The sequence below is a fragment of the Ensifer adhaerens genome (genome assembly GCF_001270265.1).
In the GTDB taxonomy this organism is placed as follows: domain Bacteria; phylum Pseudomonadota; class Alphaproteobacteria; order Rhizobiales; family Rhizobiaceae; genus Ensifer; species Ensifer adhaerens_B.
In genome coordinates this window covers 1-15,745 of the sequence record NZ_LGAP01000012.1, presented here as the reverse complement: position 1 = coordinate 15,745, position 15,745 = coordinate 1, and the positions used below count along the sequence as shown (strand labels likewise).

The 15,745-nt window shown below is 58.9% G+C and carries 9 protein-coding genes; 3 read left to right on the top strand and 6 right to left on the bottom strand.

Annotated features, from left to right (window positions below):
- Positions 1–28: 28 nt before the first annotated feature.
- From AC244_RS18115 to AC244_RS18105, 3 genes are all read left to right on the top strand, one after another.
- Positions 29–1,123, top strand: coding sequence for an alkene reductase (locus tag AC244_RS18115; RefSeq protein WP_053250227.1), 1,095 nt, complete (start codon positions 29–31; stop codon positions 1,121–1,123).
- A gap of 40 nt (positions 1,124–1,163) precedes the next feature.
- Positions 1,164–2,165, top strand: a complete 1,002-nt coding sequence (locus AC244_RS18110) for an NADP-dependent oxidoreductase (RefSeq protein ID WP_053250226.1) — start codon at positions 1,164–1,166, stop codon at positions 2,163–2,165.
- Positions 2,166–2,274: 109 nt separating this feature from the next.
- Positions 2,275–3,138, top strand: coding sequence for an alpha/beta fold hydrolase (locus AC244_RS18105; protein ID WP_082366914.1), 864 nt, complete (start codon positions 2,275–2,277; stop codon positions 3,136–3,138).
- A 443-nt stretch (positions 3,139–3,581) separates the two neighbouring features.
- Here the strand turns inward: AC244_RS18105 and AC244_RS18100 are convergent, their stop codons facing one another.
- From AC244_RS18100 to AC244_RS18075, 6 genes are read right to left on the bottom strand one after another with little or no spacing between them, the layout of a single operon-like run.
- On the bottom strand, positions 3,582–5,927 hold the full coding sequence (locus AC244_RS18100; RefSeq protein WP_053250224.1) for an ethanolamine ammonia-lyase: 2,346 nt from the start codon (positions 5,925–5,927) through the stop codon (positions 3,582–3,584).
- A 54-nt stretch (positions 5,928–5,981) separates the two neighbouring features.
- Positions 5,982–7,301, bottom strand: a complete 1,320-nt coding sequence (locus AC244_RS18095) for a glucoamylase family protein (RefSeq protein ID WP_053250223.1) — start codon at positions 7,299–7,301, stop codon at positions 5,982–5,984.
- Between the two features lies 1 nt (position 7,302).
- Complete coding sequence (locus AC244_RS18090; RefSeq protein WP_053250222.1) at positions 7,303–11,151, bottom strand: GH36-type glycosyl hydrolase domain-containing protein; 3,849 nt, start codon at positions 11,149–11,151, stop codon at positions 7,303–7,305.
- A gap of 22 nt (positions 11,152–11,173) precedes the next feature.
- The gene (locus AC244_RS18085) at positions 11,174–13,636 is read right to left on the bottom strand and encodes a phosphoketolase (protein WP_082366903.1); all 2,463 of its coding nucleotides are present in this window, start codon (positions 13,634–13,636) and stop codon (positions 11,174–11,176) included.
- Between the two features lie 57 nt (positions 13,637–13,693).
- On the bottom strand, positions 13,694–14,722 hold the full coding sequence (gene adhP / locus AC244_RS18080) for an alcohol dehydrogenase AdhP (protein ID WP_053250353.1): 1,029 nt from the start codon (positions 14,720–14,722) through the stop codon (positions 13,694–13,696).
- 55 nt (positions 14,723–14,777) lie between these two features.
- Positions 14,778–15,443 carry a CBS domain-containing protein gene (locus tag AC244_RS18075; protein WP_053250221.1) on the bottom strand — a complete coding sequence of 222 codons (666 nt, stop codon included), beginning with the start codon at positions 15,441–15,443 and terminating at the stop codon, positions 14,778–14,780.
- Positions 15,444–15,745 lie beyond the last annotated feature (302 nt).

Here is a 15,745-nt window from a genome sequence, read left to right as displayed (position 1 = left end):
GAACCGCAACCCCAACGAAAGCTATACGATGGCCCACACTACGCTGTTCGAGCCCTACACCCTCGGCTCACTGACCCTCTCCAATCGCATCGTCATGGCGCCGCTGACACGCAATCGTGCTGGCCCGGGCTTCGTTCCGGGCGATCTCGCCGCGCAGTATTATAGCCAGCGCGCCTCGGCAGGACTGCTGATTTCCGAAGCCACGCAGATCTCGCAGCAGGGACAGGGCTATCAGGACACGCCCGGCATCTACTCTCAGGCGCAGATCGACGGCTGGCGCAAGGTCACCGATGCCGTGCACGCCAGGAATGGCCGGATCTTCCTGCAGCTCTGGCATGTCGGTCGCGTATCGCACGTCGACCTGCAGGAGAGCGGCGCAGCGCCTGTCGCGCCTTCGGCGATCAGGGCCGCGACCAAGACGTTCGTGAACAACGCCTTCGTCGACGTGTCGGAACCCCGCGCGTTGGAGCTCGACGAGCTTCCGGGCATCGTGAACGATTTCCGACAAGCGGCAGCAAACGCCATTGCCGCCGGTTTCGATGGCGTCGAGATTCATGGGGCCAACGGCTATCTGCTCGATCAGTTCGCCAAGGACGGCGCCAATTCCCGCACGGACGCATATGGCGGTTCTGTCGAGAATCGCGCCCGCCCGATGCTGGGGGTCACGGCTGCTGTCGTTGACGAGATCGGAGCGGAGCGCACCGGCATCCGGATTTCGCCCGTCTCTCCCGCCAACGGCGTCTCGAGCAGCGCCCCGCAGGCGCAGTTCGACTATATCGTCGATCAGCTGGACGCCTTGGGCATTGTCTATCTCCATGTCGTCGAGGGTGCCACCGGCGGACCGCGCGATGTCGCGCCGTTCGACTTCCAATCGCTCCGCCGACGCTTCAACAACACCTATATCGCCAACAACGGTTATGACTTGGAACTCGCGGCGTCACGGCTCGCCGAGGACAAGGCGGACCTGTTCGCCTTCGGGCGTCCGTTCATCGCCAATCCCGACCTCGTGGAACGGCTGAAGACGCGCGCGCCGCTGGCCATGTTCGATCAGGCGACGCTCTATGGCGGCGGCTCCGCCGGCTATACCGACTATCCCGCGATCGCCGCCTCAAACCGACCATGAGCCATCGATCCAGGCAAAACGACACAGAAAAGAAAACATCATGAAAGCCTTCCTCGTCGATCGATACAAGAAAAAGGGCGCTCTGCGGCTTGGCGAGAAGCCGGAGCCGGTATTGCGGGATGACGACGTCCTGGTCGAGATTCACGCGGCCGGGCTCAATCTTCTCGATTCAAAAATCCGCGATGGCGAGTTCAAACTCATCCTGCCGTACCACCCGCCCTTCATCCTGGGGCACGACGTGGCCGGAACGGTCGTCCGCGTCGGACCGAATGTCCGGCGCCTCAAGCCGGGCGACGAGATCTATGCCCGGCCGCGCGATGGCCGGGTGGGAACATTCGCGCAGTTCATTGCCATCAACGAAGCCGACGTGGCGCTGAAGCCCAGGAACCTCGACATGGCGGAATCAGCTTCCATCCCTCTGGTGGGGCTGACTGCCTGGCAAGTGCTGGTCGAGCGGGCCCGCGTGCAAAAGGGGCAGAAGGTCCTTATTCACGCGGGCTCCGGCGGCGTCGGGACATTCGCGATCCAGCTCGCCAAGCATCTCGGGGCGACAGTCGCGACAACGACCAGCGCAGCGAATGTCGAGCTGGTCAAGGGCCTCGGCGCTGATATCGTGATCGACTACAAACAGCAGGATTTCGAGAAGGTCCTGTCCGGTTATGATGTCGTCCTTAACAGCCTGGACGGCGACACCCTTCACAAATCACTGAATGTGCTGAAACCCGGCGGAAAACTGATCTCGATCTCCGGTCCGCCGGACCCCGATTTCGCTAGGGAACAAGGGCTGAACTGGTTTCTACAGCAGGTCACGCGCCTCTTGAGCTTCGGCATCCGGAGGAAGGCCAAAGGACGGCAAATCAGCTATTCGTTCCTGTTCATGCGTGCGAACGGCGAGCAATTGAGCCAGATCGCATCGCTGATCGAAGCCGGGATCATTCGCCCGGTCGTGGATCGGACCTTTCCGTTCGAGGCGACCAATGAAGCCTTGGCCTACATCGAAACCGGACGGTCAAGAGGCAAGGTCGTCGTCAAGCTGAGGTGACGGCGTCGTCGTCTTTGCCTCGAAGCAATTTGGCGCCGAGAGCGCACATCTGTCACATTTCTCTAAGGAAACGATCGTGAACGTCACCCAACTATCACAAACGAGCTCCCTGAAGTGGAACGACGCTCCGTCCAAGAGCGTCGAAGTTGCAGGGACAAAGTTCGTCTACCGGCGGCTTGGGCCCAAGGACGGTGTCCCGGTGATCATGCTGAATCATTGGGGCGCGGTCTTGGATAACTTCGATCCGCGCATTATCGACGGCCTCGCCGCGACGAGGCCGGTGATCGCCTTCAACTATCGGGGAGTCGGTGCATCGGGCGGCGAGGCTCCGCTTACGGTGGCAGAGATGGCGAGGGATGCGATTGCCTTTATCCGAGCGCTGGGATTCCAGGAGGTCGATCTGCTCGGCTTTTCTCTTGGCGGCTTTGTGGCACAGGACATCGTGCTGAAAGAGCCCGGCCTTATTCGCAAGGTCATCCTGGCAGGAACCGGCCCGGCAGGGGGCGAAGGCATCGCAAAGGTAGGGCTTGTGTCCTGGCCGCTCATCCTCAAAGGCATGCTGACCTTTCGGGACCCGAAAATCTACCTCTTCTTCACCTCAACCGCGACTGGCCGCCGCGCTGCGAAAGACTTCCTGACACGGCTGAAAGAGCGCACTGCGGATCGCGACAAGCCGATCACGATGGGCGCGTTCCTAAGGCAACTAAAGGCGATCAAGGCTTGGGGTGCGCAGGCGCAACAGGATCTCAGCGAAATCAGAAAGCCTGTCCTGGTTGCGAATGGCGATCGGGACAGGATGGTACCAAGTAGCAACTCCGTCGATTTAGCGCGCCGCCTGCCGAACGCCGAGCTTATCCTATATGAGGATTCTGGACACGGGGGCGTCTTCCAGTATCACGAGGCCTTCCTGAGAAAGGCGCTTGAGTTTCTCGCGCGCCAAGCACCAACACCGCCGGCAGCGCATCCGGAGTGAACAGCCCGGTCGCAGCGACGATCTTCGTCGCGTGCGGTTTCGCCGAGGCGAAGGCTCAGCGGATAGCTCGTCTTGCCGACCGGCCTATCTCGCCAGCGCCAAACTGGCGCAGCGGAGAAGCCGCTCTGCGTCCGGTCTCAGCCCAGCGCCGGACATTGCTGCCGCTATCGGCGAGCGGCAGCTTTGGGTCGAAACGAGCCGCGGGCCCGCCGACCGCGAATGTCTAAGTATCCTGCGCAAACACGCTGGTTGAGAGAGGATGCAGCCCTAAGTGGCAGGCATCAGACCTCCAACCATCGTTGCTACCCCTCGATTTTTTCGCGGATCACCAATCGGGCCGTCCGGTGACGGCTTCTTGAGAACGGCATCCAATGCGTATGTTCCGGCCGGGTCACCTTACTAGCCTTCGAGCTTGCGGCACTGGGACGAACACGCTGTCGTGCCTACCCATATCGCCGACTGTTATTGACCTGTTTGCCGACGATTTCCCTGATGATGGTCAGGGTTTCCTTGGCGGCTTCCTTTGGGTGGAGGGCAGTATCTGCGACATTGCTCACGAGTCTCGTGATATCGTGATCGATACCCTTCTCCGTCCATCGCTTGCCCTTGGCGACTGTGATGTAGACCGAGTAGGCGTGGTGCATGGTGCCGGGGCGCTCGCCAATGATGTGGAGAATCCCTCTCAGGCTGTCGGGGTCCGCTTTCTCGAAGAGCATCTCGCCGATCCGATAGCCGGCTCGCACCCTTCCGCTGGTGACGACAATGTTCTTGTCGCCCATGGTGACGCCGGCTTCCGAAAGCAGCTTGCGCATCTCCTCCAGGTAGGGGGAAAGGTGTCCATCGTCCATGATGGCCTTAGCGTTCAGGCCGTCCGAAATGACGATCTGGCCCTTGGGCATGTCGCTTCCCCAGGATGCTCTTATTCTCTCAATCTCCGTGATCGAATCTGGGCTCAGTATTTCACCGGTGCTCGGGTGGGCGATGTAGTCGTTGCGGTCGCTGGATAGGGTGTGCACCGGCACGGCGTCAGGTACGGCGGCGATAAACTCAGGCGTGAGTTCAGCCCAGAGTGATTGTTTGGCGTCATCGTACAGGCCCTTCACTTTGGACGCGAGCGCTGGATTGAGATCCCAGATTTCTTTTCCATGCCCTGTTGCGAGATCGACACCTCTTTCTTCAACTTCCCGGATCCTCTCACGACCTTCGGCATAGACCGCTTCTTTTGACCGTCCCTCACCTTTGGCGAGGCGGTACTGGTAGTATACCCACAGCGGATCACCGTAGTTTGCGGTGAAGGTGTTGTCCTCGGCAACGATCCCGATGCGCTTGTAGAACTCCCACATCGCATCATTGACCTTGAAGCCGAACTTTTCCCTCAGCCGCACGTGATCCTGGAACGCGGTCGTCAGATAGCTCAACATCGGGTCATTTTTGGTCGGCAGCGCAATCAGATAAGCCGGATTGGCCGGCATGATCTGGTCCTGGCACCAATCCAGATCGTCCAGGCTGACCGTCATGTGCAGCGTGGTGCAGATATCGAGGCCGATGGTGAGCCCATGGAGCTTGCCCATGACCATGTCCTCGAGGCAGCACCGCACGAGTTGTTCGCGGCTCTTAAAGACCTCCGGCCCAATGAAGCCGGCAACATCGTTGACATGCAGCCATGCGCCCTTGGGCTGGACCTTTGCGAGTTCGATGCCGACCGCTCTACTGAAGCCGTACTTTCGAGACTCGAGCACCATCATATCGACGCCGTTCGCCACGCCGTTGGTGAATTCCGAACCCTGCCCGGTCTCGAAGTAGAGGCCATATCTCTCCCCGGCCTTCGCGCGCGCATATTTCAGTATTTTCTCATTGGTAATATCGAAGATCTTGTTGCAGTCATCTGTTCCAGCGAGGCTCTGGAACACTGTGGAAACGGTTCCCGGGAAACGCTCATTCACCTCGTCCTGGACATCGATGTGCGCGAGCACGCACCAAGGGATGACGTCGCCCAGCTTGAAAGCGTCGACGATGTCCTTGAGCGCGCGTTCGACTGTGGCGACGCTGTCTACCGTGCTGTCCACCGGGTTGGTACCGATGACGATGTCTCCGGTTGCATAGGAGAAAGCATCGAAGACCTGCCAGGCGATGTCGTCGGGGTGATCGGTTGGTGAATTCGGCTGGATGCGTGCGCCCATGTATCCCTTCGCCCCCAGCTTGGTATCGGGCATGACATTGAAAATTTTCTGGCTGACGGAGATCAGCTCCTCATTGTTCATGAGTTTCGGCACAAAGCCGATGGTATCGCTGGTCAGCCCGTTCATGGCGCCTTTGATTTCTTCTTCCGATCCCGTCAGAAGAAATTCCTTCAGTCGCCCCATCGTCCAGTCTTTGATCTTTTGGAACTGAGCCTGGTCAGTCGTCTGCCAGATAAGGCGCTGCAGATCGTCCTCAAACAATGGGTGATCGTGAAGGTCACTGAGTTTTGTGTTGGTCAGAAGAGCTCGAGCGTTACGGCGTGTCGTGTCGTCTAATGCGCCCACTCCAATCGTCTGATCCCCCTCCTTGAACTCGTTCGCAGCGCCGATGACCTGTTGGTAGGCTTGTTGATCAAAACTGCCCTTAACCCTGCTGACATAAGCAAATACATCTTCGCCCTGACCGACGTCCCCAATCTTGATGGGTTCTCCGCCAACCGCTGCCATCGCGCTGTGGCTATAGCTTGCGACCGCGGCAGTTCCTGCCATTATCAGGAGATCCCTTCTGCATAGTCCGGCATGCTGATTAGAGAACAAGCCCTTGCTCATGGCCATTTCCTTTCTGCAGACGGTCGATATCTTGGTTTGAACGATGCGGCGGGCTCATAGCCAACCGCCGGAGAACCCCGCACGTCTAAGGCCTTTGACCAGCGGCGGACATCGACGCATGACGTTCCACAGCAATCCGGTTCGGTAGTTCTCGATCATCAGAACCACGGGGCCTTGGTCGACGCCGAAATGGTAAGGGCTGACCCACCATCCGGCTTCGCTTCCTTCTACGGTATAGGTTCGGTTGAAGGATGGCTTGAATCCGTAAAGCCGTGTCATGCCGAGATTCATGCGCGCGCAATTAAAGATGGTCGGGATGACGATCTCCGGTGCGAACGGCAACGAAGCGACGACGGCCCAGGGCGATACGGTTCCGTCGTCGGGGCCGAAGGGTGCACCGCGGGCGGAGTAATCGAAGAACTCCCGCTCGAGGCCGCCGACGTTGCGCCTAGTCCAACCGGGGCCGTCGCTGGCGGTGAACCCCCAGCAATGCTCGCCATATCCAACAAAGTTCAGCGGATTGCGGATGGCGTACTCCTGCTGGACGAAGGTCGCATGCCGGCTGTTCTGAAAATAGTCGCTGTTGTGCTCGCGCATGAATTCGTCGCTTATGCCGCGAAAGTCGATCCACATGTGCGAGAGTTGGTGCGTGAACAGCGGACCCGAATAGAGCAATTCGCGGCCAAAGAGGTTCCGCCAGTCATAGCTTTCCGTGTAGGCGGCGTAGGACTCCGCCGGCAGCGGATACGTCGGCGAGCCGAGACCGAGGATATAGAGGAGCAGGCCTTCGTCGTAGCCGCGCCATCGATAGGGAATGAAGCCGTTCTCCGGGCGCCAACCGTGGGTCAAGGTTAGTCCGTGATCGCGGGCCCAGTTCCAGTCGGCACGTTCGTAGAGTGCATTGGCCAGGCGACAAACGTCGGCTTCTTCGTCCGAACCCCCGTCGAAGTAGGTCGCCACCGTCAGCGCTCCCGCGAAAAGGAAGGCCGAGTCGATCGTCGACAATTCGCATTCCCAAACGCGTCGGCCGGTTTCGATATCGAGGAAATGATAGAAAAAGCCCTTGTAGCCGGAGGCATTGGGCTCCGGCCCTTGCGGACACTCCAGAAGAAACTGCAGCCGGCGTCGCGCAATCTTCGCGGCAAACTTCCGAATTATGATGCCGCGCTCGACGAGAACCGGGATCGTGGCGAGCGCCATGCCGATCGCGGCTATACTCGCGGGAGCATCTGCTTGGGTTTTGTCGCGCACGAGGCCGTTGTCCGGATTGGTGCAATGCAGATAATAGAGCAACGTCGTGAACTGAAGCCGAGCGAGATCCTGCTCGGTCGGCATGCGCTTCAGTTCTGGATCTGTCGACAGCAATTTCGACATCCTAGCCAACCCCAAGACGAACATCATGATCTCGCCCGTCGTCTGAGAGTAGAACGCACCGCTCAGCGACGCCCTTGCCGTCAAGGCTCAGAGAATGGGGAACCTTTCCAGGTTCGCAGTCCCTGCTCACCTTGATATGGTAGGTTGCCGACCCAAATCGAAAGTCAACTTCATATGCTGGCCAATGGTCCGGTATGGACGGCTCAACAAAAAGTTGACGCCCCTGACGCCGAATGCCGAGAATTGCTTCCAGACCAACACGATACAGCCAGCCAGCCGATCCCGTGTACCAGGTCCAGCCGCCGCGGCCCGTGTGAGGAAACGCACCATAGACGTCAGCGCTGACGACATAGGGTTCGACCATGTAGCGCTCGGTGTCTTTGGGTGACAGGGCATGGTTGATGGGGTTGAGCATACTCCAGAGCTGAAACGCGCGATTGCCATCCCCGAGCAACGCGGTCGCCAGCGCCACCCAGGCGGCGGCGTGGGTGTATTGGCCGCCATTCTCTCGAATACCGGGCACATAGCCCTTTATGTAGCCTGGTTGCAGTTTGCCTTTATCGAATGGTGGATCAAAAAGTTGAACTAACTTGTTCTCGGTGTGAACGAGCCGCTCCCAAACCGCTCGCATCGCTTTAGAAGCGCGGTCGGCGTCTCCTGCGCCGGAGATGACCGCCCAAGCTTGAGGAATAGCGTCGATCTGGCACTCGTCATTCGAGAGGGACCCAAGGGGAGTGCCATCATCGAAATATGCGCGGCGATACCAGGAGCCATCCCAGGCATGCTCCTCCAGTGACATGCGCAAGGCCTCGGCGCTCTCCTTGCACCATGATACCCGTTTTTTATCTCCCATTACCGATGCAATCGCGGCAAATGATCTGAGCACGGTCAGAAAGAACCACCCGTTCCATACACTCTCGCCTTTGCCCTCGGCGCCGACCCGGTTCATGCCGTCATTCCAGTCGCCCGTCCCCATCAATGGGAGCCCGTGACTTCCTAGTCGTAGACCCCGATCAAGCGCCCGGCAGCAATGCTCATAGATGGTCCCGCTTTCCTGGCAGACTTGCGGAACCTCAAAGCGTTCTTCCTCCTCGTTGCTCAGAGGAGGCGATACGATGAAAGGAACGTGTTCGCTCAGGAGCCCGTAGTCTCCTGAGATCGAGACATAGTGATGGACAACGTATGGCAGAAAGTAGAGGTCATCGGTCATACGCGTGCGCACTCCGGCGCCCGACGGAGGATGCCACCAGTGTTGGACATCCCCCTCGGTAAATTGGCGTGAAGCGGCGCGAAGGATGTGCGCGCGCGTCTCGGCGGGCGCGCAATGTGTAAGGGCTGCAACATCCTGGAGTTGGTCGCGAAACCCGTAGGCGCCGCCGGATTGATAGAAGCCCGTTCGCGCCCAGATGCGGCAAGACAGCACCTGATAGAGCAACCAGCGGTTCATCATGAGGTTAAAGGCCGTATCGGGCGTACGGACCGTGACAGCGTTCAACACCTGATCCCATTGTCGGGAAGCTTCTGCCAGCGAGCTCCTCGCACTCCTCGGTTCAGCATGCTCGCGGACGAGCCTGCTGATCTCCTCGCGATCCTTTGCCTGCCCAAGCACGAATACCAGTTCGACGGTTGATGCTGGAGGGATTGAAAGGTCCACCATGAGGGCTGCGCACGGGTCGAGCGGGGATCCGAGGCGCCCGCCGAGATCCAAGTTTTCCAGTCCCGCCGGTTGAGAAACCGAACCTTCTCTGCCGAGAAACTCACCCCGATCGCATGTGAACGATCGTACGGGCGCACTTGAGGCCACGAATGCCAATTCTCCGGAAAAATCACTCGCAACATGGCTCCGAGCAACGATGGCACCAATTTCGCTGTCAAATTCGCATTCGACCTGAGCGTGCCCGTCTTCCCGTAAGATGCCGAGCACCCATTCGATGAAATAGGTGGCGGTGAGATCGCACGCATGCCTTCCATCGTTTCGTATAGCAAGGCGGATGATCTTGACGGGCGCCGTGACCGGCACATGGACAGTCATTTCATGATGCAGAAGCCCGCGATCGCTCTCGTAGCGTGTGTAGCCTTGCCCGTGCCTCACCGTAGTCGCCGAGGATTGTCCTAGAGGCAAAGGCGTCGGCGTCCACAACTTCGCTGTTCGCTCATCGCGCAAGTATACTATTTCGCTGGGCGAATCTGAAACCGGATCGTTTGACCAGGGTGTCAGCCTGTTTAATTGGCTGTTGCCCGCCCAGGTGTAGCCAAGACCGCTGTCGCTCGTCATGCAGCCAAACGCGCTATTGGCAATGACATTGCACCACGGCGTTGGCGTCGCGAGATCGCCGTCCGTTGCGATTACATATTCGCGCCCGTCTTTGGTGAAACCACCGCGGCCATTCCAGAAAAGCAGGCTATCTCGAGCCGCGCGACGTCTTTCGTGCGCGCCGTAAATGTGCGCTTTCGTTTCTTTCATTGCCGGCAAAGTAATGGCCGATTTTGGCGCAAGCTGCTCTGCAAGTGATCCTCGGCTGCAACATAGTACGGCGCGTGCCGCCGCCGCGATGGCATCCGCCGCGTTGGTCGTGGGTGGGAAATGAACGCCCCCGGCCTTGCCCAGCGCCGCTTCCACGTAGCTCGATGCCTTAGTGCTCAACGGCATTCTTCCACTCGCCTCTGTCTCATCGAGGATCACGAGATCAAAGGGAAATCCACGACCGGTGATGAACGCGTGGGCGTTGATGACAGCGTCTACGAGAGCTTCCTCACCTGTTTTGTCAATTCGCAGGAGCAGAATAGGGAGGTTTCCGGATATCCCCGTTGACCGTAAATTGCTGCCGATCGGACGCTTCTGACCGGTGCCGTCCCAAAAGCCAGAGTGCGAAAATGCCAAGTGCCCCACGAGCCGATTGTAGAGGGTTACGTCTTGAGGGGAAGGGGATGGAGAAGCGCCTCCGTGGGCGTAACTGGCCTTGGCGCCTGATAATGCGCGACGAGCGGCGTCGATGTTGGCGAACCGCTTTGCAATCGTTGCAGCGGCTGCGCCATCCTCCGCCGCGCCTGTTACAAATGCGACTTGCTGCATTCCTGAGGGCTCTAGAACGACTATCCGGCGCAGGCTGAAGATAGGGTCGAGTACGGGGCCTGTGGTGGCTGACAGGTTTCTGCCCGGCATAAGGGCGTTGGGACCTGATGGCGTCCTCCTCCGGCCAAGAAATCTGTAGCGGTCGGTGTCATACTCCACCGAACGATGGGTCTCGTCACTTGAAGCGGACACGTGCGTCGCCAAGATCGGCTTCTCGGCCCCACTGCGCGGTCGACGTCGCGCGAATAATGCGGTTGTTTCACCGTCGAACCAGGTTTCGATGAAAAGCTTCGCAAATGCCGGATGTGCACTGTCGGCGCGTCGGCCGTTCAGGCATATTTCAGAGTAGCTTGTCAGCTCAAGCCTTCTCGCTTTGTTTCCCCTGTTGCGGAGTTGGAGCAACCGCACCTCGGCATCGCAATCGGAGGCGACACATACCTCCCACCGAATGTCTATGTCTCCGAGGACACAGCGGTACTCAGCGCGATCGCCGTGAAAGAAATGCTGATAGACAGCACCTGGATGGCGGATCGGTTGTCGGCCAATCGTCCAGACCTCATTGCTCTCAAGGTCTCGGATGTAGCAGAACTGGCCCCAACAGTCGCGTGTGCCGTCTTCTCGCCAACGGGTGATATCGAGGCCGCGCCAGGATCCGTATCCAGAACCAGCCTCCGTAAGAAGCACGTTGTATCGACCGTTCGAAAACACGGCAACATCAGGGGGCACGCCCGCCTCGCGGCTTGCGCTGACGCCACTCCTGCCAACTGGACGAACCATCAAACCGATCCTTCAATCGGGGCTAGACATTGTCACCTTCCGTGGAAGTCGTTGCTTTTGCTTGCTCCGAAGCTCCGACGCCCCATTTCCAGCCGGTAATCGACGGCATGTCGTCGCCATGTTTCTCGATGTATTCGCGATGCTCGATCAGCTTGGCCTGAATGGCCTGCTTGAAATAGGCAGCCCGCGCGCCGAGTTGCGGCAGACGGTCGATGACATCGCTCACCAGGTGGAAGCGGTCGAGTTCATTTAAGACGACCATGTCGAACGGTGTCGTCGTGGTGCCCTCTTCCTTGTAGCCGCGAACGTGCAGATTGCCGTGGTTCGCTCGGCGATAGGTAAGGCGATGGATCAGCCACGGATAGCCGTGGAAAGCGAAGATGATTGGCCTGTTCCGCGTGAAAATTCCATCGAAATCCCGATCCGAAAGGCCATGGGGGTGCTCCTCCGCCGGCTGCAACTTCATCAGGTTGACGACATTGACGACGCGGACCTTCACTTCCGGAAGGTGCTCGCGCAGCAACTGGACCGCCGCCAATGTTTCGAGCGTCGGGACGTCGCCGCAGCAAGCCATAACGACATCTGGCTCGTTCTCCCTGTCGTTGCTCGCCCAATCCCATATGCTGACCCCCATGCTGCAATGGCGCACGGCTTGCTCCATCGTCAGCCATTGCGGACCCGGCTGTTTTCCCGCCACGACCACGTTGATGTAATTGCGGCTGCGCAGGCAATGATCGGTCACGGAAAGAAGCGTGTTGGCATCCGGCGGAAGGTAGACGCGGACGACTTCTGCTTTCTTGTTGACGACGTGATCGATGAAACCCGGATCCTGATGGCTGAAACCGTTGTGGTCCTGACGCCAGACATGTGAACTCAAGAAATAGTTCAGCGACGCCACGGGGCGGCGCCAGGGGATCTCATTGCAGACCTTCAGCCACTTGGCATGTTGGTTGAACATCGAGTCGATGATGTGGATGAAAGCCTCATAGCAGGAGAAGAACCCATGGCGGCCGGTGAGCAGATATCCTTCGAGCCAGCCTTGGCACTGGTGCTCGCTGAGGACCTCCATGATACGCCCATCCGGCGAGAGATGATCGTCCTCGGGGTAGATCTCGGCCATGTAGCAGCGGTCGGTGACCTCGAGCACGTCCTGCCAGCGGTTGGAATTGTTTTCGTCCGGACTGAACAAGCGGAAGTTCCGGCTGTCCATGTTGACCTTCATCACGTCGCGCAGGAACTTGCCCATAACGCGAGCGGCCTCCACCGTGGTCGCACCGGGGTGCGGAACATCGACGGCATAGTCGCGGAAGGCCGGCATCTTCAGATCGCGCAGCAACAGCCCACCGTTGGCGTGCGGGTTGTCGCTCATCCGGCGATGCCCCGATGGTGCCAGAGCGGCAAGCTCCGGCCTCAGTCGACCCTCGTCGGTGAAAAGCTCCTCCGGGCGATAGCTTCTCATCCATTGTTCCAGGATGCGGATGTGTTCCGGCTTGTCCATCTCGCCCATCGGTACCTGGTGCGATCGCCAGTAGCCCTCACATTTCTTGCCGTCGATTTCTTCCGGGCAGGTCCAGCCCTTAGGCGTGCGGAAGACGATCATCGGCCAGGCAGGTCGATTCACACTCCCTCCGGTGCGCGCGTTTTCCCAGATCTGCCGGATCTCCGCCATGGCCGTGTCGAGCACGCTTGCCAATTGCTGGTGGACACTCGCCGGATCATGCCCTTCGATGAAATAGGGCTTGTAGCCCATCCCTTCGAAGAACTTCCGCAGTTCTTCGTGCGGGATGCGTGCGAGGAAGCACGGGTTGGCGATTTTATAGCCGTTCAAATGCAGGATCGGCAGGACGCAGCCGTCGCGAGCGGGGTTCAGGAATTTGTTGCTTTGCCAACCAGTCGCAAGCGGCCCGGTCTCGGCTTCGCCGTCGCCAACGACACAGGCAACGATGAGATCGGGATTGTCGAATGCCGCGCCATAGGCATGGCTGAGCGCATAGCCGAGTTCGCCGCCCTCATGGATGCTGCCCGGTGTTTCCGGCGCCACATGGCTCGGAATGCCGCCGGGAAAGCTGAACTGCTTGAAGAGCCGCTGCATTCCCTCGTTATCCTGGCCAATGTCGGGATAGAACTCGCTATAGGTCCCTTCCAGATAGGCATGGGCCACCAGCGATGGCCCTCCATGCCCCGGACCGATCACGTAGATCATGTTGAGATCGTCGCGCTTGATGACCCGGTTGAGATGCACGTAGAGCATGTTGAGGCCGGGTGAGGTTCCCCAGTGGCCTAGCAGACGCGGTTTTATGTGCTCTCGCTTCAGGGGCTCGCGCAGGAGCGGATTGTCGAGCAGATAGATCTGGCCGACCGAAAGATAGTTCGAGGCCCGCCAATAGGCATCCATCAGGCGAAGTTCGTCTGAAGACAACGGGGTTGGCGAATGTGATTTTCCGGATGCTGTCTCGTTCATCGATGCCGTATCAGCCGAAACCATCTAAGCCTCCCGATCAATGAGATATGTTGAAATCCCTCCGGCTTGCCGTCACGCAAGCTAGTGAAGTCGCATGACTATGCGACCGTCGATCTTGCCCGCTTCCATTCGATGGAAGATGTCGTTGATGCTCTCGAGGCTCTCCCAGGAAAAATGAGGTTTCACCTTGCCTTCTGCGGCAAACTGTAACGATTCCTCCAAGTCCTGGCGGGTGCCCACGATCGATCCACGCACAGTAATGCGCTTCAAGACCGTCTCGAACACGGGCAGAGAAATCAATCCAGGGGGAAGGCCAACCAAGGCCATCGTTCCCTTCGACCGCATGAAACCGAAGGCTTGTTCCATTGCGATCGGAGATACAGCGGTCACGAGGGCTCCATGAACACCGCCGTTCGTAGCTTTTCTTACCTGGTCAATGGCATCTTCAGCCTTGCCGTTGACCGTGATGTCCGCGCCAAGCTGCCTCGCCAGCGTCAGCTTTTCTTCGAATATGTCGGCGGCGACGACGTTCATGCCCATAGCCTTGGCATATTGCACCGCCATGTGGCCCAGACCACCGACACCTGACACGGCTACCCATTCTCCGGGACGGACCTCGGTTTCCTTCAGGCCCTTGTACACCGTGACCCCAGCGCAGAGTACAGGCGCAGCGGCTCCGAACTCCAATCTGTCTGGAACGCTGGCGACGAAATTGGGGTCCGCAAGTCCGAATTCTGCGAACGTGCCGTTCACGGAGTATCCTGTATTCGATTGCGAGCCGCACAGCGTTTCCCAACCTGTTCTGCAGTAAGGACAATAGCCGCAGGCGGTATGGAGCCAGGGTACTCCGACCCTGTCGCCTTCCTTTACTCTCTTCACACCGGTGCCCACGGCTGACACAAACCCAACACCCTCATGCCCCGGTACGAACGGGGGGGATGGCTTTACGGGCCAGTCGCCATTGGCTGCATGCAGATCGGTGTGGCAAACGCCCGTCGCTTCATATTTGACGAGTATCTGCCCTGCTCCTGGAACCGGGATCGCCATCTCCTCGATGCTGAGCGGAGTGCGGAACTGTCGAACGACAGCCGCCTTCATCGTCTTTGCCATGTCCATGCTCCTCCAGTTGGATGAGTTCGAAGCTGTTCGAGGCAAGTGAGGCCAGCTAATGCGGATGAGGGTCTGAGAAATGCTCTACCACGCCTCTGACGCCGCGAACGTTCTCGGCGAGGATTCGTGCTGCCCTCCGGCAGTCGGCAGTCTTGACGTCGCCCCAGAGGTGCACGATGCCATCGGCCACATCGACCCTCACATCCAGTGCTTCAAGCCCGGTGTTCTCTCCAAGGCGGACGACGATGCTGCGTCGGATGGCTTCATCACCTGCTGCGGTTTCGTCCTGTTTTGCTGACAAGATCGCCTGCAACAGATCGGCGCGGCTGACGATACCGACCAGGACGCCGTTTCGAAGGACAGGAATACGCTTGATGCCGCGTTCCTGCATGACCGTGGCAACACGCGCGACAGACATATTTTCGTCGATTGTAATGGGATTGGCCGTCATAGCGTCACCAACCCTCCACGAGGAGCGCTTCACATATGCGTTGGCCCTATCTTCGGCAGCAAGTGCCGCTTCGACCATCGGTGCGACGCCGCCCAACTCGGTCCGCCGGATCAGATCGCCTTCGCTGATCAAGCCCACCAGACACCCTTCATCGTCAACGACGGGCACGCCGCTAATGTGATTGTCGAGCATGACTCTGGCTGCGTGTCTGACGCTGTTGTCAGGGGATACATTGACGATCTTCGTCGTCATCACATCTTTGACAAGCATATCGATCTAACTCCGGTGAGAGGCATACCGTCATTAGCGCGGCGAATGTTAAACCTGTTGCTGCGGTTCGACAACCTTTCCGCAACATACGGCTGTTGTTCTTGGACGGTGGTTGAAAGACGTGAAGGCCTAGGCTTCGCCAGCCTTTGAGGTTTTGTGCCACCGCTAGGAGCCTGTCCAGATAGGTCGTTGCGACGGACATTTGTTGCAGGATAGGCGGCTCAGGCGGGCTTTGCGAGGGTGAACAGCTTGAGGAGGTTGTGGGCGGTGCAGATCATGGCCCACTCGGCACGCACTTTTTC